This is a genomic window from Pinibacter aurantiacus (genome assembly GCF_019130065.1).
Classification (GTDB): domain Bacteria; phylum Bacteroidota; class Bacteroidia; order Chitinophagales; family Chitinophagaceae; genus Pinibacter; species Pinibacter aurantiacus.
Map to the genome: position 1 here is coordinate 127,729 of NZ_JAHSPG010000012.1, position 19,102 is coordinate 146,830.

16 protein-coding genes are annotated in these 19,102 nt (G+C 41.6%); 5 read left to right on the forward strand and 11 right to left on the reverse strand.

The window, feature by feature from the left end; all coding sequences use genetic code 11:
- Nucleotides 1-155: 155 nt before the first annotated feature.
- From KTO63_RS14980 to KTO63_RS14995, 4 genes are all read left to right on the forward strand, one after another.
- Nucleotides 156-1,229, forward strand: coding sequence for a cytochrome-c peroxidase (locus KTO63_RS14980; RefSeq protein WP_217792156.1), 1,074 nt, complete (start codon nucleotides 156-158; stop codon nucleotides 1,227-1,229).
- Between the two features lie 165 nt (nucleotides 1,230-1,394).
- A complete protein-coding gene (locus KTO63_RS14985; RefSeq protein WP_217792157.1) occupies nucleotides 1,395-2,273 on the forward strand; it encodes a hypothetical protein in 879 nt (292 codons plus the stop codon).
- 437 nt (nucleotides 2,274-2,710) lie between these two features.
- Nucleotides 2,711-4,003, forward strand: coding sequence for a bifunctional folylpolyglutamate synthase/dihydrofolate synthase (locus KTO63_RS14990; RefSeq protein WP_217792158.1), 1,293 nt, complete (start codon nucleotides 2,711-2,713; stop codon nucleotides 4,001-4,003).
- A gap of 961 nt (nucleotides 4,004-4,964) precedes the next feature.
- Nucleotides 4,965-5,414, forward strand: a complete 450-nt coding sequence (locus KTO63_RS14995) for an LEA type 2 family protein (RefSeq protein WP_217792159.1) — start codon at nucleotides 4,965-4,967, stop codon at nucleotides 5,412-5,414.
- Nucleotides 5,415-5,522: 108 nt separating this feature from the next.
- Here KTO63_RS14995 and KTO63_RS15000 read toward each other — a convergent pair whose 3' ends face one another.
- From KTO63_RS15000 to pyrE, 3 genes are all read right to left on the reverse strand, one after another.
- On the reverse strand, nucleotides 5,523-6,128 hold the full coding sequence (locus KTO63_RS15000; RefSeq protein WP_217792160.1) for a GNAT family N-acetyltransferase: 606 nt from the start codon (nucleotides 6,126-6,128) through the stop codon (nucleotides 5,523-5,525).
- A gap of 668 nt (nucleotides 6,129-6,796) precedes the next feature.
- A complete protein-coding gene (locus KTO63_RS15005; protein ID WP_217792162.1) occupies nucleotides 6,797-7,171 on the reverse strand; it encodes a heavy-metal-associated domain-containing protein in 375 nt (124 codons plus the stop codon).
- Between the two features lie 94 nt (nucleotides 7,172-7,265).
- Nucleotides 7,266-7,967, reverse strand: a complete 702-nt coding sequence (gene pyrE, locus KTO63_RS15010) for an orotate phosphoribosyltransferase (RefSeq protein WP_232373193.1) — start codon at nucleotides 7,965-7,967, stop codon at nucleotides 7,266-7,268.
- Nucleotides 7,968-8,051: 84 nt separating this feature from the next.
- On the opposite strand from pyrE, the gene KTO63_RS15015 reads away from it, so the two are divergent.
- Nucleotides 8,052-8,675, forward strand: coding sequence for an NUDIX hydrolase (locus KTO63_RS15015; RefSeq protein ID WP_217792164.1), 624 nt, complete (start codon nucleotides 8,052-8,054; stop codon nucleotides 8,673-8,675).
- A 74-nt stretch (nucleotides 8,676-8,749) separates the two neighbouring features.
- Here the strand turns inward: KTO63_RS15015 and KTO63_RS15020 are convergent, their stop codons facing one another.
- The 8 genes from KTO63_RS15020 to pyrR form a co-directional block, all read right to left on the reverse strand.
- On the reverse strand, nucleotides 8,750-10,165 hold the full coding sequence (locus tag KTO63_RS15020) for a serine hydrolase (protein WP_217792166.1): 1,416 nt from the start codon (nucleotides 10,163-10,165) through the stop codon (nucleotides 8,750-8,752).
- Nucleotides 10,166-10,195: 30 nt separating this feature from the next.
- Nucleotides 10,196-10,636 carry a hotdog fold thioesterase gene (locus tag KTO63_RS15025; RefSeq protein WP_217792168.1) on the reverse strand — a complete coding sequence of 147 codons (441 nt, stop codon included), beginning with the start codon at nucleotides 10,634-10,636 and terminating at the stop codon, nucleotides 10,196-10,198.
- Between the two features lie 91 nt (nucleotides 10,637-10,727).
- On the reverse strand, nucleotides 10,728-13,334 hold the full coding sequence (locus tag KTO63_RS15030) for an MGH1-like glycoside hydrolase domain-containing protein (protein ID WP_217792170.1): 2,607 nt from the start codon (nucleotides 13,332-13,334) through the stop codon (nucleotides 10,728-10,730).
- Between the two features lie 303 nt (nucleotides 13,335-13,637).
- The gene (locus KTO63_RS15035) at nucleotides 13,638-14,447 is read right to left on the reverse strand and encodes an SDR family oxidoreductase (RefSeq protein ID WP_217792172.1); all 810 of its coding nucleotides are present in this window, start codon (nucleotides 14,445-14,447) and stop codon (nucleotides 13,638-13,640) included.
- A 214-nt stretch (nucleotides 14,448-14,661) separates the two neighbouring features.
- Nucleotides 14,662-15,150 (reverse strand): pantetheine-phosphate adenylyltransferase, encoded by a 489-nt coding sequence (coaD, locus tag KTO63_RS15040; protein ID WP_217792174.1) that lies wholly within the window; start codon nucleotides 15,148-15,150, stop codon nucleotides 14,662-14,664.
- 130 nt (nucleotides 15,151-15,280) lie between these two features.
- On the reverse strand, nucleotides 15,281-16,216 hold the full coding sequence (locus tag KTO63_RS15045; protein ID WP_217792176.1) for an aspartate carbamoyltransferase catalytic subunit: 936 nt from the start codon (nucleotides 16,214-16,216) through the stop codon (nucleotides 15,281-15,283).
- A gap of 178 nt (nucleotides 16,217-16,394) precedes the next feature.
- Entirely contained in the window at nucleotides 16,395-18,401 is a 2,007-nt protein-coding gene (locus KTO63_RS15050; RefSeq protein WP_217792179.1) for a TonB-dependent receptor, read from the reverse strand.
- 55 nt (nucleotides 18,402-18,456) lie between these two features.
- On the reverse strand, nucleotides 18,457-18,978 hold the full coding sequence (gene pyrR / locus KTO63_RS15055) for a bifunctional pyr operon transcriptional regulator/uracil phosphoribosyltransferase PyrR (protein ID WP_217792180.1): 522 nt from the start codon (nucleotides 18,976-18,978) through the stop codon (nucleotides 18,457-18,459).
- Nucleotides 18,979-19,102: the final 124 nt, after the last annotated feature.

Genomic DNA, 19,102 nt, shown 5'->3' on the forward strand with positions numbered 1-19,102 from the left:
TAACAATATAACGAATTGTTTGAGATTTAGAAAAAGAAAATCTGAGAAATATCACGGAAACAGTTATGCGAACTGAAAATTGTCATTGACACACTTGAGCCAAATCAAGATCCTTATTTTTTACCGGCCTTACCATTGCACCCTAAATTTTATCTATGAAAAGTTTATTAACCTTGCTTCTCCCGCTACCTTTATTGATTGTGGGATGCAACAACAATTCTCCACAAAGCCCGCAAAGTGCCAGTGCTCAAGTTACAGACAGCCTTCAGTCAAAAGCACAGGGGCTTTTCAAGCTATTACCTAATGTAGATTCTGCGGCTCTCTCGCCAGAGAAAATAGAATTGGGAAAAACCCTGTACTATGACACGCGCCTTTCATTTACGGGAAACAATAGCTGCAACTCCTGCCACAACATTTCAACCTATGGTGTAGACAATTTACCCGTTTCACCGGGAGATAAAGGAGAAAATGGGGTACGGAACTCTCCTACCGTATTTAATGCCGCCCTGCATGCTATGCAGTTTTGGGATGGCCGTGCAAAAACCATCGAACAACAGGCTGGCATGCCTATTTTAAACCCGGCTGAAATGAACATTCCTAACCAAAAGTTCCTCATCGACCGTCTCAATAAAATTGAGTATTACCAAAAGGAATTCGCCAAAGCGTTTCCAAACGACAAATCTCCGTTGACATACGACAACATCCAAAACGCAATAGGAAGTTTTGAGCGCACGCTTATTACACCTTCAAAATTTGATGCATACCTTGTTGGAGATTCAAAAGCGCTGGATGAAAATGAAAAGAAAGGGCTTGGCGTTTTTATAAAGGCAGGTTGCACAGCTTGTCACTCTGGCCAAAATCTTGGTGGAGAAATGTTGCAAAAATTTGGTTTAAACGCAGATTATTGGACCCAAACCAAAAGCAAAAAAGTTGATAGTGGCCTTTATAGCATTACTAAGAAAGAGTCAGATAAATTTATATTTAAGGTCCCTTCCTTAAGAAACATTGAGAAGACAGCCCCTTACTTTCACGATGGAAGTGTTAGTGATTTAAAAGACGCCATCAAAATTATGGCTACTCTGCAAACAAACACTTCTCTTACCGATGACGATATTAAGAATGTGGAGGCATTTTTAAAAACCCTTACCTCCTCCATCCCTGATAGCGCAAAAGAAGCCCCCAAGGTACTGGCGGAAAATTCAATCCTTTTAAAAGATCGAAAAAAATAAACAGTTAAATGCGATTCCCCCAAGCCGTTCATTTCAGAACGGCTTGCCCTATTTTTTGGGGTAAACTAAATTTTAACATGATTATTTTTTGGAATTTATGCAATTAGCAAGATACTTGCATCGTTTTCTACAACAATCGTACATTTACGAAAGCATTTGCTTACTATGATGACTGAAAATTTTGAACAGCAGAAGAATATTAAAGCCGGAAGCTATACCGCGCTGGTGATAGCATTACTATTAATCGCATTTATTACGATAAAATGGACATTGCCTGTAACGGCCCCGCCTGTTAGCGAGGACGGTATCGAGGTGAACCTCGGTAATAGCGATACCGGTTTCGGAGACGATCAGCCGATGTCACCGGAATCTCCCGCACCTGCTGAAAAAACCAGTTATACACCACCGAAGGCAAGCGTAGCTGAAGAGGCCGTGAAAGAGGTGGAAACAGATGACAAGGCGGACGAGGACGCACCGGTTATAAAAAAACCGGTTGTTGCAAAACCGGAAGCTAAAAAAATCCCCGAAAAAGAAGCTGCTCCTAAAGCAATAGCTAAACCGACCACTCCTGTTCCAAATCCCACTCCTGCACCTCCAAAACCAAAAGCAGTGATGCATGGCGCAACCGGTACCGGCAAAGGTGGGAATGAGGCGGACGACTATAAAAAAGGCGGAAATCAAGGTATTGCAGGTGGAACCGGCGACCAGGGCAAGCCCGGCGGAAACCCAAATTCCGACAGCTATACCGGCAATGGTGGTCACGGCACGTCAGGAGTTAGCATCACGAAAGGCCTTGAAGGCAGACGCATTACCAAATGGCCGTCTTTTGAAGATGACTTTAACGAAAATGCGAAAGTTGCTGTTAACATTCGTGTTGATGCCAGCGGGGCTATTACCTCTGCAGTTTATGAACCCAAAGGGTCAACGACCGCCAATGCAACTTTGAAGGCCATCGCCATAAGGAAAGCTTTGCAAATGAAATTGAGCTCCGGTGATGACGAACAGATCGGCACCATCATTTTCAATTTCAAGCTCAAGAATTAATATCAGACATTTCCTTTTTTTATATATTATCGTATATTGAAAGGTATTTTAGAAAAAATACATCCGGTTCACCTTAAAAACTCATTGCGGATGAAGAACGTTTCACGATATAAATGGCCACTGATCATTGTGACCTTTAGCATTGTCGCCTTTATTGCCGGCGTCTTTTTACGGCTATTTCACAACCCTTATTCCGATCTCGCCCTGCTCTTAGCCATGTTTCTTATTTCAACTTCTCTCGCCTGGTCCTCGTTTATCTTACTCAAAAGTTTGAAAAAACATCCGACCACTTTATAAGTTCAGCTTTCCTTTGGTTGCCTCCAATATCCTTCCGGTAAAACGATAATCCTCTTCTTCAATCCAATCATCCTGTTCCGTTTCATTTTACGTTTGCTCAACTACTTGATAGTTAAGTAATGATTTATCTTTACAGCACTATGGACTATCAACAAACGATCGATTACCTGTTTCACAGGTTGCCTATTTTTAGCCGCATTGGTGCAGCTGCTTATAAGAAGGACCTCGACAACACATTACAACTTTGCGAAATACTTGACAACCCCCATAAAAAGTTCAAGACGGTACATATTGCCGGCACAAACGGCAAGGGTTCAACCAGTCATATGCTTGCCGCCATTTTTCAAACTGCGGGGTATAAAACTGGTTTGTACACCTCTCCACACCTCAAAGATTTCAGAGAAAGAATTAAAATAAATGGCAATATGATTTCGGAGCAATTTGTGGTGGATTTTACCAAAAAGATCCAGCCCCATATCGACGAGATCGAACCCTCTTTTTTTGAGATTACCGTGGCCATGGCCTTCGACTATTTTGCGAAGGAAGAGGTCGACATCGCGATCGTGGAAGTCGGTCTCGGGGGCAGACTCGATAGCACCAACGTCATTACGCCGGAAGTGTCGGTTATTACCAATATTGGCATGGACCACATGAACATTCTCGGGGACAGTTTGGAGAAGATCGCGTTCGAGAAAGCGGGTATTATGAAGCCAGAAATTCCGGTGGTGGTGGGTGAAATTCTACCCGAGACAAAACCCGTTTTTGAGGAGGTTTCTTCGGCCCGGAAAACACCTATGATCATCGCACCCGAGAAAAGAAGATCGATCGATTGGAAATACAATCACCATCTTTTAACAGTGGAAGTTTCAACTTTGCATACCGACGAAATGAATTTTTATGAGCTGGATCTTCCCGGAATTTATCAAACGAAAAACCTGGTAACAGTTCTTGAAGCAGTTCATCAGCTCCAGCAAAAGGGTTGGAAAATTTCACATGAAAATATTTTACATGGGTTAAAAAATGTGAAAAAGCTAACCGGATTGTTTGGTCGTTGGCAAATCATTCACCAAAATCCGTCCGTGATTTTGGATGTCGGTCACAACGAAGATGGCATCAAAGCGATTGTTTCTCAACTTGAGGTAACTACTTACCACCGTCTGCACATTGTATTTGGAATGGTAAAAGACAAGGATATTACCACGGTTTTAAAGCTTCTTCCCAAACACGCAATTTACTATTTTACCCAGGCCCCAATACCCCGCGCCCTCGATGCCGGGACGCTAAAAGAAGAAGCCGCCAAATTTGACTTGTTTGGAAAATCATTCCCTACTGTCAACGAGGCAGTTAAGGATGCAATAGCCAGTTCAGAAAAAGACGATCTGGTTTTGGTATGTGGAAGCGTTTTTATAGTTGGCGAGGTGCAATTGAGCTGATGAAAATCCATTCTTGAAATGTAGGCTCGTGGTTGCAAAAAAATGTTTGGAACCAAACATTATATATTTACAAATATATAAAATAGAAATTCAAGACATCTACCAGGCAATTTGAAACTTCATTTACGGATTCTTTCTGATAGCTCAGTGAAGCCGTGCCTAAAACAAAGAAAGTAATTAAGCATAAAAATAAAGTAAAATACCCATCATCTCCGATGGGTATTTTTTATTTAACCATCCTCAAACAAGCCTCTATTTCCTCATATCCTGATTCCATCCAACCAGCCACTTTTTCGCAGCCAGTTCCGACATAAACCAAGACTAATTTTTTGATAACTCTGAGCCTAGTATGAATCGACATTTCTGACATTATTGCCACCGCAAAAAACATCACAAATTAAGATCGCGAATTCGAGGCAAAATTTTCTCCAACATTTTTTACTAAAATTTAATTTTAGTAAAGACTGATTTTTCAAAAATCCACCTTACAGGCGTTTAAAGACGCTCTCCATTTTTCTGATGATTTTCTCCATCAATTTTCTAATTCGCCAAAATTTCAAAAATTCACTTTTTTTAAATTAAAATTATTTCACATCTATGTATTTAATAGAATTATTTTTTATTAAAACAATATAATTAATTATAAATGAGATAAATAATAATGCAAATTTAAATAGTTAATATGCATTAATTTTCTGCTGAAAAATGCCACTGTGAATTCACTTTTACACCTCAATATTTTATCTAATTAAATTTTCGTTTACTAAAATTATCAATTGAATTCTAGCTGTTTAATTTATAATTTATAATACTAATAAAATTATCAATGATCTGTTTACAATAAAATGCAACAGATAACTTCAACTCTAAGTTATTTAGTAGTCAATTTTGCCGACCGATTTTTATTTTTTCAGCGATGTGCAAGAACTTCCCTATTTTGCTGAATAAATAATCGATTAAAATGTTTAAAAGACTGAGTTGGATTTTGCTAATCCCCATCCTACTATTTGGAGCTTGCTGTAAGCCGGAAATGCCTCAATTTGTCGGCATCGGCAATTTTAATATTGAAAGTTTAGGAGGAAATCAATCTGTCGTTTCGGCAGATGTGACCTATTACAATCAGAATAAGTTTGACCTGAAATTGAGAAAAGCAGATCTTGACATTTACCTGGCGGATAAATATGTGGGTAAAACAGTTCTCGATACTTTGATAGAAATTCCCAAATTGGACACTTTTAACGTACCGGTAAAAATTACAGTCGATGTAAAAAGCTTGGTAAGCAATGCGATTTCGGCCCTTCTTTTTAACCAGGTAAAGATCAAAATCCAAGGAACGGCAAAAGTTGGGAGATCAGGGGTTATGATGAATTTGCCTGTTTTGTATGAGGGAAATCAAAAAGTGAGCTTCTAAAATTTCTCACTTATACATTATAAAATATCTTAAATTTTATTTTTCGACATAAAAAGCCTCCTGATATTTTTCAGGAGGCTTTTTTAATGCGAGGCTAAAAAGTCAATTTTACGACATATAGTCAATTTTTTTTCGGAGTGTTTCTTTCACATGATCGAACCATTCATTTTTTAAAATACTCAAAACAATAGTATCTCTTCTTCCTTCCGGCATTTTTGGCATACTGTTTCTCAAGACGCCTTCGACAGTGCATCCGATATTTTTCATGGCGTTTACACTTTTTTCGTTGAGAACATCAGCTCTGAATTCTACCCTTTCCATATTTATTTTTTCGAAGGCAAAAGTCAAAAGCAGCAATTTGCAATGACGGTTCAAACCGCTCCTTTGGAATTTTTTTCCGTACCAGGTATATCCAAGTTGGAGGGTCTGGTTGGCTGTTTGTATGTCGTAAAACCTGGTCGAACCAGCATATGCATTTTCTTTTTTGTCGAACACAATGAATGGATATTCTTTTTTATCAATACGTGCCCGGAGGGTTAAGTCGATGTACTTTTTCATATTCTCACTTCCTGCAACCGGCATTGTCGAAAATTTCCATATGTCGGGTTCTTGCTCTGCAAATGGCACTAAAAATTCGGCATCTTCTTTTTTCAGAGGTCGCAAAAGAACCCTGTCGTCTTCCAAAATATAGTCTTTAGAAAAATCGAATTCCATCGTTTTGATTTTTTATGAAAGTTAGAAATTGATTTGAGAAAGTAGATTTCTAATTTTTTTCATGGGTGAACAATCATTCTTGTTTGTCCCTTCATTTTCATGAATCTTTATTTTTTACCCGTGAAAAATAGTACGCAGATGACGCTGATTTGGCAGATGTTCGCTGATGTTTTTAGGCTGGATTTCTGTTTTTCAATGGCACACAGATGACACGGATTGGACGGATTTTCACGGATTTTTGGAGCAGATTTTTCCGAGTTTTTCATGGAAAATTGGAACGCAGATGACACATATTTACCGGACCCTTTTTATAAGTAAGACACCACTTTAAGGTTTTTTCTGGGCACACGGATGACACGGATTGGACGGATTTTCACGGATTTTCACGGATTTTGATGAGGCTATCATACGCTTTGAGGCCATTGAAGCATGAAAATAAATCAGCTTTATACTAACTTTTTTAGGAGTTCTTTTCAAGCTCGTCAGCGCATTATTAACCGCAAAGGGCACAAAGGTTGGGCAAAGACCTTCGCGCCCTTTGCGTTAAAAAATCTGTGAAAATCAGTCCAATCCGTGTCATCCGTGTGCCAATTTCTCGCACGAAAAAGCCCGCCAGTTTCTAAAACCGGCGGGCTCTTTTTACTTTTTATTTTTGATTTTTTACTTCGTTATTGCTTTTTCTGATCCATTGGAATCGGTCCGGCATCAGCAGTTTTCATGCAACATTTTGGAAGTTTTTTGTAAGATTCGGGATTCGCGGTTTCGTTGTCGGCATCAAAACCGGCATTCGCAATCGCCGTTCTCACATTTTCTACCGTTGTACGATCTGTCCAGTAGGTTACTTTCACCTGTTTGCGTTTGTAATCTGCCGCATATTTTATTACGCCTTCTTCCTTAGCCAGGTAATTTTCTACAATGAGTTTGCATTGTTCACATTGCAAAGTTGGCGTGTTGATGACAACCGATTTTTGAGTTTTTGCCTGGGCGAAAGAAAAGGTTACGGCGCCCATCAGGAGGATCAGCACTAATTGTAATTTTTTCATTTTTCGAATTTTGGTAGGATTTTTAAAATTCAACTCGCTAAAGTTAAATGATAGAATGTTTGTTTTTTCATAAATCTTTAGCTAAAAAACAATTTTAAGCACCAGTCCAATTCGCGGGATCTTCTCTCCAATTCAGCAAAATGGATTGTTGGTCTGCTGTAACGATATTCTTTTCAATCGCGATTTCGATCAATGAATTGTAGTTAGTCAAAGACTTGTATGGTACTCCGGCATCCGCGAACGCTTTTTCTGCCACCACAAATCCGTAAGTGAATATCGAAACCATGCCGATCACTTCAAGTCCGGCAGCTCTTAAAGCGTCAACCGCTTGCAGACTGCTTTTTCCGGTAGAAACCAGGTCCTCGATGACAACAGTTTTCTGTCCTTTCTCAAAATGCCCCTCGATCTGGTTGCCCAGGCCGTGTTCTTTTGGTTTCGGACGTACATATATATATGGTAATTTCAACTGATCTGCAGCCATTGCGCCCCATGGAATACCGGCAGTTGCCACTCCGGCAAGCAGGTCTGCATCCTGGAACTGCTCAAAAATCACGTTGCACAGCTCGGATTTAACGTAATCCCTGATAAAAGGAAAAGACAATGTTTTACGATTATCGCAATAAATGGGACTTTTCCAACCACTTGCCCAGGTAAACGGTGCCGTTGGGCTCAACTTTATGGCATTGATCTGTAAAAGCTTTTCAGCTACAACTTTTTCATTTGTCATGGTGCGAAGATAGTTATGAATAACTGAATAACTGAATGACTGAATAACTGAATCTTCAGAATCAATCATTCCCGTCGAAATTGAAATACTCAGTTATTCAGTCATTCGGTTATTCAGTTATTATCTTTTTATCTTCGCAAAAAGACCACCCTCATGCATATCCCAATTTACTTCAACGATAAGCCGCTTTTTTTGTGTGATGCCATAGATCAGGAAATGGAGGAGTTTCGTCACCATGACGATACGGTTTTTATTGATGAATTTTCTACACATGCCGTGAATGCCATGCTGCACGAAATGCATTCAAATAAAATTCACGCTGGCATTTTCCTTCACTCAAACCTGGAAGAATTAAGGCATGCTATCTGGAAAAAATTCAGGATCATAAAAGCCGGTGGTGGCGTGGTGGAAAACGAAAAACATGCGTTGTTGTTTATGCTTCGCAGAGGAAAATGGGACCTGCCAAAAGGTAAACTGGATGATGGTGAAACCATTGAAGAGTGCGCCGTTAGAGAGGTTGAGGAGGAAACGGGCCTGCAGCAAATCAAGTTAAAGGAACATTTGCTTACAACCTATCACACGTATAACGAAAGCGGTCACCATATTTTGAAAGAATCCTACTGGTATAAAATGTCTGTGGACAGTAAGGTGCAGGACATGAAACCGCAAACAGAGGAGGACATTACTGAGTTGAAATGGGTACCCAAAAAGCAACTGGCAGATGTGCTGTCGAATACTTTTCCTTCTATTAAAGATGTGGTGAAAAAGCTGGGGTGAACGGAAAGTAAAAAGTCAAAATTCAAAAGGGTCGCCAAGTTTCGGAGACCCTTTTGAATTTTGACTTTTTACTTCTATTGCGCTTTCAATTTCTTCAATTGCTCTGCTCCGTTGTCATTTTTGGGGTTCAATACTAAAGACTTTTCATAATATTCTATCGCCAGCTTTTTATTTCCCTGCTTCATGTAAGCTTCTGCGAGGCTGTCCCACACGTTCCATGAATTTGGAAAATCTTTTGTATTTTGCGTAAAAACAGCTAGTGCATTTGGTATATCATTGGCGTTTAGAAAGCTATAACCAATGCTGTTCATGGCATTTTCATCAATGATCTTCTTTCTTGTTTGCTGATAATTTTGCAACGCTGCATCTGCCCCGTTCTGTTTTATCGATTTTACCAGAACCAATGCTGTTGTATCAAATTTGCCGTAGGAGATATACTTAAGGATATCGTGATTTTTATCCCCGTACACAATGCTTATAATGTCCGGCGCAATGGACAATCCGTTGGCGCTGTTTGTGAAATAAACGATCGCGTCCTTAGTATTTATGTTGCCAACGAATAATGCCTTACTGTCTCCCTGATCGCCCCAATGCCAGCAATAACGGGCATTTTCGGTTCTTTCTAAACCGATGCCAAGGCCCCAGTAGAGTTGTGTGTAGTTTGCAGGATCAACTTTTATTTGCGCTGTAAGCATTGCCTCATGTGATGCTTTTGTAAGGCCGGTGCCATTTAATACTGCGGCCAGGAAAGTCGCATAATCTTTGGCTGTTGTTCGTAAACTCGCTGCTGCATTGGCATTCGGGTAGTCTGCCAGCCACGAAACTTCGCCTGTCCATGTATGGCGATAGGCTGCAACGTTTTGAAATGAAGGCTTCCATGTTATGCTGCTTCTTGACATTCCAAGCGGTTTGAAAACAGTTTGCTCGATAAGTGTTTCATAACTCTTGCCGGTTAATTTCTCCATTACATATGCGAGATAAACGAAACCTTCGCCTGAATAGCTGAAACGCTCTCCCGGCGTGAAGTTGATGGGCAATAAAGAATCGCCTTCATTGCGCCAGTTTGGAAACCCTGCACTGTGAGATAGCACGCGGCGTGCAGTGATCATGTTGATGCGTTGATCATCGCCTACCTGATAATTATTGCCCAGGTATGAATTCAATGGTTTGTCAAGATCGAGCTGGTGGGCATCTACAAGTTTTAACGCAGCGTAGGCAGTTACGACTTTTGTAAGAGACGCTGCTTCAAAAAGTGTGGAATCAGTTACAGGCACTTTTGTTGTTGCATTGGCAACACCGTAATTCTTTTGCCAAACCAATTTCCCATCTTGTATGTATGCAGCGGTCAATCCGGGAATATAGTCTCTTTGCATGAGCACAGGAATGCTTGTTTCAAGTTTCGATGCAATACTTACGTCGACACTCGATTGCGCCAAAAGCAAAGCAGGACAAGCAATACAGAGAAGGATCGCAAGAAGAATATTTTTCATATAGATGAATTGACTTTGTGATTAACATTTCTATTTGTCACTCTCTTTGCGTTTCAAAATTGCAACGGTAATTCTGCTTACACAAACAAGACGATCTTCTTCATCAGTAATTTTTATTTCCCACACCTGTGTTGTATTGCCTGTGTGAAAAGGTCTTGCGGTGCCGTACACGTAACCACCGGTCGCACTGCGAATATGATTGGCATTGATCTCCAGGCCCACAGGAAAACTTATGTTGTGATCAATTACAAGTGCCGCGGCAACACTGCCCAGCGTTTCTGCAAGCGCCACAGATGCCCCGCCATGCAACAACCCAAATGGCTGTTTGGTCCGGTGATCTACAGGCATACGGGCAATCAAATGATCGTCTCCAATTTTCACCCACTCTATTCCCAAATGCTCCGCCATCGTGCCTTTGGAGAGTGTGTGCAAGTATTCAAGCGTGAGGCCTTTGTTGGGATTCCATATCATGGTATAGTTGTTTGTTGTTAGTTAATAGTTGTTGTTGTTGTAGCGTTTTTACATCTTCAACCTCTCCTAACAACTAACAATCAACAACTGTTCAAAACCTATAGCCCAGGAACTTCGCCATAATACCTGTCCAACCCGTTTGATGCGAGGCACCGAGGCCTTTTCCTGTGTCGCCATGAAAGTACTCAAAGAACAAAATATTGTCTTTGAAGTACGCATCTGTTTGCATTTTTTCCTGTTGTCCGAAAAATACTCTTCTTTCTGTATGATCTTTCAAATAAATTCTTTCCAATCGGATAATCAACTCGTTTGCAATTTGTCTCAGCGATAGATATCTGCCTGAGCCGGTGGGACATTCAACTTTAAACTCTTCGCCATAGTAAGTATGAAAACGCAGCAGGCTTTCAATGATCAACGCGTTAACCGGCATCCACACCGGGCCCCGCCAATTTGAGTTGCCGCCAAACATAGCATTGTCACTTTCTCCTGGTGTGTATTTTGAACAAAAAGTTTCTTTTTCAATTGTCAATTCATACGGATGCTCCAAATGATATTTTGACAATGCACGCACGCCATGATCGCTTAGAAATTCTTGTTCATCGAGCATTCTGTACAGTACATGTTTCATGCGGTCTGCGCGAACAAGGCTGAGCAATATTTTTTCGTTTTCGTTCTTTTCTTTAAATCTTGAAACCAGTGAAGCCAGATCCGGCCTGTGTTCCAGGAACCATTGCATGCGCTTTTCAAATTCAGGCAATTCTTTTAGCACTTTGCTGTCAATAATTTCCACGGCAAACAATGGAATCAATCCAACCATGCTTCTTACTTTTAACCTGAAGGTTTTGCCTGTTGGTAATTGCACCTGATCATAAAAGAAGCCATCTTCATCATCCCACAACCCTTCGCCATTTTCTCCTAAATATTCCAGTGCTCCGGCGATGTATAAAAAGTGTTCGAAAAATTTATTCGCAAGGTCAATGTACACCTTGTTGTAGCGTGAAAGTTCAAGCGCTATGTGCAGCATATTCAATGCAAACATGGCCATCCAGCTTGTTCCATCGGCTTGTTCGATATAACCGCCCATTGGCAGTTGTTTGCTGCGATCAAAAACTTCAATATTATCAAGCCCGAGGAAACCGCCTTCGAAGATGTTGTTGCCGGATTCATCTTTTCTGTTTACCCACCATGTAAACGTGAGCAACAATTTATGAAAGATTGATTCTAGAAATGCAACGTCCGTTTTACCTCCGTTTTGGTGCGCTTCTTCGCGATATACGCGCCATGCGGCCCACGCATGCACAGGAGGATTCGCATCTTCAAATGCCCACTCGTATGCAGGTATTTGACCATTGGGATGCATGTATTGTTCCTTGGTCAACAATTCAAGTTGCTGCTTTGCAAAATCAATATCGACCATTGACAATGTAATGCAGTGGAAAGCCAGGTCCCATGCGGCAAACCACGGATATTCCCATTTATCGGGCATGGAAATGATATCCATGCAATTCATGTGCTTCCATGTGTGGTTGCGCCCCGCAAGTCTTTCCACCGGTGGTCTTGGCTGACCCGGATCGCCGCTAAGCCATTGCTGTACATTGTAGTTGTAAAATTGTTTGTTCCATAAGATGCTGCCGAGTGCCTGCCGCTGTATCAGTTTGGCATCTTCATTTTTTACATCACGTTGTATCTCTGCATAAAAATCATTTGCCTCTTGCAAACGTGCAGCCAAAATATTTTCAAAGTCTTTAAAAGGCTCATTGTGTTCGCCCTTTGTAAGTCTTAAGCGAATAATGTGGCAGTCTCCACCTTTTACAACGATGTCATAGTTGGCCGCACCTTTTGTTCCTTCTTTATAAGGGTTTACCGTCGTTGCTTTGTGGATGATGTGATTGTTGATGCCGTCTTTGCAATAACCAGTTTCGTTGCGTGCACTGTACAGCAACTCATTGTTGGTATTGTTGTCGCAGAAAATAATTTCAGGACCTCCTTCGCAATGCAAACTGTATTGGCCTGCATTTTCGCATTTAACAGCGATAGCCGCTGGCTCTTTTTCGAACAACAAGGGTTTTATTTTTGCATCTGTATAGCTCCAGGTGTTGCGCATCCATAATGTAGGAAGAACATTCAACGCGGCATCTGCGTCTGCGCGGTTATGAATGGTGATCTTGATTAAAATGTCTTCCGGTGCGGCTTTCGCGTATTCAATATAAATGTCGAAATACTTATTTTGATCGAAAATGCCCGTATCGATCAATTCGTATTCCGGATCGTTCCTTGTTCGCTTTTTTGTTTCCTCAAGTATTTCATCGTAAGGGAAGGCTGCCTGTGGATACTTGTATAGCATCTTCATGTAAGAGTGTGTGGGCGTGGAATCGAGGTAGTAGTACAACTCTTTTACATCTTCTCCGTGGTTGCCCTCGGGCCCCGACATTCCGTAATATATTTCCTTGATGAAGGGATCGTTCTTATTCCAGAATGCCATTGCAAAACAGATCAGTTGTTCATCGTCGCAAATGCCACCAATTCCCTCTTCCCCCCATCTGTAAGCCTTGCTGCGAGCCATATTGAACGTTGTATAGTTCCACACATCTCCATTCGCACTATAGTCTTCACGTACTGTTCCCCATTGCCTGTCAGAAACATATGGCCCCCATTTTTTCCATGCTAAATCTTTGAGTCTTGTTCTTTCTGCATTCATGATGAGGAAAAATTAATAATTAATAATTAATAATTAAAACGTGACATTCGGCTTGCGTATAACAAGCAAAATGAACTAGTCTTCGCGATGTTAGTTACAGTAATTACAAGGTGGGCTACTTAGGGTAATAATTTGAATGGTATATTAATGGCAGCTCATTTATTGAACTCCTGTTTTGTCACTTCCCGATTATATTCCTCATCGGGATTCCGATGAGAAATATAATCGGAACTTGTACTGACGTAATTCTATTCAGCATGTATCACTTCCGGCAACGAACTTAATTATTAATTATTAACTCGCCTATCCGTTCGTAGAAAAGCCCGGAAACAGCGTCATTCCTCCATCCACAAACAGTGTAACGCCGTTTACATAATCGCTGTCGTCGCTGGCCAGCCACACCGCTGCTTTGCCGATGTCGTCGGTGATTCCTACTCTTCCATAAGGGATTAACGTCAGCAGTTTTGCTTCGGCTTCGGGAGTATCCCAGGCTTCTTTATTAATGGGTGTTTTGATGGCTCCGGGTCCTATGCTGTTGATGCGAATCTTTTTTGGTGCAAATTCCTGTGCCAGTGTTTGCATCAGCAATTTAATACCACCTTTACTGGCTGCATAATTCGCATGACCGGCCCAGGGAATTACCTCATGCACGCTGCTCATACAAATTATTTTTCCCAGGGCAAGAGATTTTTCCGGCTGCATGCCACGACGCAAAAACTCGCGGATCGCTTCTCTCGCGCACAAAAACTGTCCTGTAAGATTTATACTGATCACATGGTTCCATTGCGCCAATGTCATTTCGGTAAAAGGCGCATCATCCTGCAAACCCGCGTTGTTGACTAAAATATCAACCGTGCCAAACTGCTTGATTGTTTCGGCAAACATGGCCTGCACCTGGTCTTCCTTGCTTACATCGCATTGATAAACGATGCCTTGGCCTCCGGCTGATTTTATTTCGTTGAGTATTTGAATGGCTGCATCGTGTGAATGTTCGGAGGAGTTATTAACCACGACAATAGCGCCTTCTGCGGCCAATGCTTTTGCAACGCCTGTTCCAATGCCGCTGCTGGCACCGGTCACAATGGCCACCTGGTTTTGAAGCTTGTTCCCCATTTTGAATGGTTTTAATGTGAAGCTGCAATACGAGTACCACAGGGTGAGCACACAGATGACACGGATTAAACTGATTTACGCGGATTGGTTGTTAAATGTGCTATCAGGTTGATCTTCCTAAACACCATCTTTTAATTGCAAAACAGTTTCACCTGTAAATACAATCCAAAAGAATCAGTGTAAATCAGTGTAATCAGCGTCATCTGCGTGCTCTCTATTTCTGAGCGCTCTGCGTCTTGCATATGCTATTTGCTACCGCCTCGGGAAGAAATGGTCTTGCATCACCGTTATTGCGCAGGATGTCGCGAACGATGGTGGAGGCTACGGATGTGTATTTCGGTTCTCCCGTAAGGAAGATAGTTTCTATGTTTTTGTCTAAAGTGCGGTTGGCGTCAGCGATGGTTTTTTCGTACTCAAAATCGCTAACGTAACGGATGCCACGAAGTATGTATTTTGCGCCGATGGACTGGCAGTAATTTACAGTGAGGCCTTCATATGTGGCGCCTTCTACTTTGGGCTCGTCCTTAAATATTTCTTCGATCCACATTAGTCTTTGCTCGGGTGAAAACATGGGCGTTTTTGCAGAATTCAACCCCACGCCAATTACTATTTTGTCAAATAAATTCAAGGCGCGGTTGATAATGTCCACGTGTCCCAAGGTAATGGGATCAAAGGTTCCGGGAAACAAGCAAATGCGTTGCATAGGAAGTTGTGAGTTATAAGTTATGAGTCTTGAGTTGTTAGTTTATAGTTGTTGGTTGTTAGTATTTCAGGCACATCCAATGCTTAGTGCCTGCATTAAACAACTCAAAACTCATAACTCAAAACCCCGATTAATTCTGTATCGTCTTACCCCCAGCCAGTAGATACAACACTGCCATTCTCACCGCCACACCGTTTTCTACCTGTTGCAAGATAATGGATTGTTTGCTGTCGGCCACATCACTATCGAGTTCCACGCCGCGGTTGATAGGACCGGGGTGCATGATCACGATCTCTTTGTTCAGGTTATCGAGCAAACTTCTTTTTACCCCGTATTGCAAATTGTATTCACGCAATGAGGAGAACAACACCTGGTTCTGGCGCTCCAATTGAATTCGTAATACGTTTGCTACATCGCACCATTCGAGGGCCGTCTTCAAATCGTATTCCACATGCACGTCAAATGCCTGTTGCATGTATTTTGGAATCAGCGTAGGCGGACCTGCTACCATTACTTCTGCACCCATTTTTTTCAGCAGGTAAATGTTGCTCAGTGCCACGCGTGAATGCATAATATCACCAAGAAGCGCAATTTTTTTGCCCTGCAAAGTGCCCAGTTTCTCACGAATGGAAAATGCATCCAGCAATGCCTGAGTCGGGTGTTCATTGATACCGTCCCCGGCGTTTACAATGGCGGCAGGAATATGCTTCGCCAGGAAATGCGGCGCTCCGCTTGCGCTGTGACGCATCACCACCAGGTCCACTTTCATGGAAAGGATGTTGTTTACCGTGTCCAGTAAGGTTTCTCCTTTTTTTACGGAAGAGCCACTGGCTGTAAAGTTGATGGTATCTGCGCTAAGGCGTTTTTCAGCGAGCTCGAAGGAAATTCTTGTGCGGGTAGAGTTTTCGTAAAACAGGTTCACGATCGTTACATCCCGCAATGACGGAACTTTTTTAATAGGTCGCTGTAAAACTTCTTTGAACTGAGCTGCGGTATCTAAAATGATTTGAATATCGTTGGGAACAAGGTCCCTAATCCCTAAAAGATGTTTGGTAGATAGTTGCATCTTAAGGGGCAAAGCTATAGGAAAAATAAATACGAAGAGGACTTTTTTTGGACTTTTGCCACTGAGGCACAGAGGACAGACTGAATAACTGAGTAACTGAATAACTGAACTTGCAATAACTGATTGTCCTCAATAATTCAATTATTCAACCATTCAGTTATTCAGTTATTCAGTTATTCTAAAAATCAAACTTCACCCCACCACCGTAGAACCTGCGATTGTCACTGGCTAACGGCATTATGTTGGAATCAGCGAGATTGCGACTACTGATGTACACACTCATGTTTGGCAATGCTTTGCTATGGAGCGCATATGCCAGATAAATGTTCTGCAAAAGAATAGAATTGTGCTTTTCTGTTTTGTTAGGACTTAGAGCTACATCCTTGTTCAGCAGATACAGAAGATCTGCTCCGAACGAAAGACGCTTGTAACTAAACCTGTTTGTCCATCCACCTGAATAGGGCTTCTCATCGAAAGCCAAATCAAGACCGTCAAAATTTAAATTGTTTTTAAAGAAGTTTACAAAAACTCCTGTACGCCATTTGACTGGGCTATTTTGTAACACCTCTCCTACAACGCTTACCTGGTGTCTCTCTGTTGTATACTTTCCCGGAAAGTACATTATCCCTGTGCCAGGAAACGTAAGTTGAACATATTGCACATCCGAAGCATTCAGATAATTATATCCTAACGTAATCCTCTTTTTGAAAAAAGAAAAGTCACTACCCGCCTGGTATCTTTCGTTGTAATTTTTTGCAGGTTGCGGAATATATGTACCAGGACCGCTTAAAAAACCGGTGGCCGGTGAAGAAAACAAATCATTGTAAGAAACCAAATCATCTAATTGGAACATTGAAAAGTTATTCAAGGCAAAAGTCTTTGCGTACGAGCCATAGACTTTCCATATCAGTTGAGTATTTGCAGGTAACACATTTGCAGCAACTGTAACAAACGGGTAAGCATTTGATTGCTCATAATCCTTCTCTACGAGCTTCGAAAAGTCTTGCACAAAACCGCCCTGAACGTTGAGTATATTTTTGTATGTGATCGCCAGGGAAGGCGTTACGGTAAAAAAGTTGCCCTTGCCATTTCTGGACGAACCACCGGCAGAAGGTCCGGCCAGGCCGCCTGCGTCTATGAAATAACCGCTGTAAGTATCAAATTTTATTGACTGAAAGTTTACATTCACTGCCGGTTCTACGGACCAGTTTTTCAACCTCCAGTTATAACCGATGTTATCGTTGATGAAAAAAGTGTGCCCTTTAAGGTTCGCATTAAATTTGCCGAGACGACTAAAACTTGTACTGTCGCCATTTACAAAGTAATTGTACATAACATCGTCCGCTCCTTTTTGCTTATTCGTGGTATAGCCGACTGAGAATTTATTGTACAATGCACTTGTAAATGCTGTCTGTAACTGTAGTGTAGCATTGATCAGCGTTTCATTGAAATCTGTTGAATGGGCATTTTCGTTGCTGGTGGCCCCTTCCGTGTATTTTCCACCGCCAAACTGCGGCGTGTAGTTTACATGCAAGGAGAGTTTGCTCTTCTTCCCCAAATCCGTTTGCGTCCAAAGATGCAGCCTGATTCTGTTCAGGTCCGGTGCAGTTGCAACCGTTTCGCCATCAACCTTGGGGACAGGCATTTCATCATGTAAAAAATTTATGGAACCACCTACCGCAACTTTGCCAATATTGCCCGAACCCGTTAGGTTGTATTGATTGAAAAAGTTGAAATAATTTTTTTCAGTATCCATTTTACGGTCTACCACATATGCCTGTCCTGCAAATGAAAAATGCGGTTTTGCTGACCGGCTTTTTTTAGTGGTGATCAACGCAAGCGTTTGCAAGTTACCTGCGCCATTGGGTTGTGAGAGCCCATCCTGAACGATCGTGATTTCCTCAATATCGTAAATGCTGTAAGCATCGGCATCGTTGATCATTACCCCGTCAACAACATACACCATGGTTGATTTGTCGGTGTAACTACCGTTTACCCACAAGCGAATCGCATCACTAAGATTGGTGAAGGGCATTTGTGCAAGATCACTTGCTTTTATAACTGTTGTTTGGGTAAATTCTTTCCTGGCGCGCATTCTGCCAAGATCAAGGTAGGTAGAGTCTGTTTGTGCGTTTGCTACGGCGCACGCAAGCACGCCGCATAGCATAAGGTTAAGGAATTTCATCAGGTTACAAATAGTTTAAGGCGTCAAAATAGAAATCTACGTCATTCCGCATCACTCACAAAAGAATAACTTCATCAGCGCCATGCACTTCCTGCCAGCTAACTTTCACTTTTTCTGTGATCAAAGAGTCGATGGCTTTGCCCGCATAATCTGGCTGAATAGGCAGTTGGCGGCTGAATCTTCTATCGATCAAAATACATAGCTCCACTTTTTCAGGACGGCCAAATGCGAGCAATGCATCTAAAGCTGCACGAATGGTTCTGCCCGTGTATAACACGTCGTCGACAAGTACAACTTGTTTGTTTTCGATGGAAAAAGGAATGTCGGTATGATTGGCGAGGTGCAATTCTTTTCTTACATCATCGCGATAAAAAGTGATGTCGAGTTTGCCATATTTAATGGCAGTTGCAGGAAGTTCCTGCCTAAGATTTTCAACCAGTCTGTCGCTGAAATAAATGCCGCGCGGCTGAATGCCGATCAGGACGGTATTTTCAAGATTGTAGTGATTCTCAAGTATTTGATGACTTAACCTTTTGATAGTTATTGCCAGTTGCTCTTTGTTTAAAACCGTTTTCAAGGAAAATAATTTTCATAAAAATAGGAAGTTTATGGCACACGGATGACACGGATTAGACGGATTTACACGGATTTGTTGAGGAAGTTAGCACACAGATGACGCTGATTGGACTGATTTACACAGA

Bases quoted from the DNA above. Each gene is read 5' to 3' on its own strand.
- KTO63_RS15015 (WP_217792164.1), top strand. From the start codon at position 8,052: ATGCATATCCCAATTTACTTCAACGATAAGCCGCTTTTTTTGTGTGAT.
- KTO63_RS15025 (WP_217792168.1), bottom strand. From the start codon at position 10,636: ATGATATGGAATCCCAACAAAGGCCTCACGCTTGAATACTTGCACACA.
- KTO63_RS15045 (WP_217792176.1), bottom strand. From the start codon at position 16,216: ATGCAACTATCTACCAAACATCTTTTAGGGATTAGGGACCTTGTTCCC.
- KTO63_RS15020 (WP_217792166.1), bottom strand. From the start codon at position 10,165: ATGAAAAATATTCTTCTTGCGATCCTTCTCTGTATTGCTTGTCCTGCT.
- KTO63_RS15005 (WP_217792162.1), bottom strand. From the start codon at position 7,171: ATGAAAAAATTACAATTAGTGCTGATCCTCCTGATGGGCGCCGTAACC.
- coaD (WP_217792174.1), bottom strand. From the start codon at position 15,150: ATGCAACGCATTTGCTTGTTTCCCGGAACCTTTGATCCCATTACCTTG.
- KTO63_RS15000 (WP_217792160.1), bottom strand. From the start codon at position 6,128: ATGGAATTCGATTTTTCTAAAGACTATATTTTGGAAGACGACAGGGTT.
- pyrE (WP_232373193.1), bottom strand. From the start codon at position 7,967: ATGATTGATTCTGAAGATTCAGTTATTCAGTCATTCAGTTATTCAGTT.
- KTO63_RS14985 (WP_217792157.1), top strand. From the start codon at position 1,395: ATGATGACTGAAAATTTTGAACAGCAGAAGAATATTAAAGCCGGAAGC.
- KTO63_RS15035 (WP_217792172.1), bottom strand. From the start codon at position 14,447: ATGGGGAACAAGCTTCAAAACCAGGTGGCCATTGTGACCGGTGCCAGC.
- KTO63_RS15030 (WP_217792170.1), bottom strand. From the start codon at position 13,334: ATGAATGCAGAAAGAACAAGACTCAAAGATTTAGCATGGAAAAAATGG.
- KTO63_RS14990 (WP_217792158.1), top strand. From the start codon at position 2,711: ATGGACTATCAACAAACGATCGATTACCTGTTTCACAGGTTGCCTATT.
- KTO63_RS14980 (WP_217792156.1), top strand. From the start codon at position 156: ATGAAAAGTTTATTAACCTTGCTTCTCCCGCTACCTTTATTGATTGTG.
- KTO63_RS14995 (WP_217792159.1), top strand. From the start codon at position 4,965: ATGTTTAAAAGACTGAGTTGGATTTTGCTAATCCCCATCCTACTATTT.
- KTO63_RS15050 (WP_217792179.1), bottom strand. From the start codon at position 18,401: ATGAAATTCCTTAACCTTATGCTATGCGGCGTGCTTGCGTGCGCCGTA.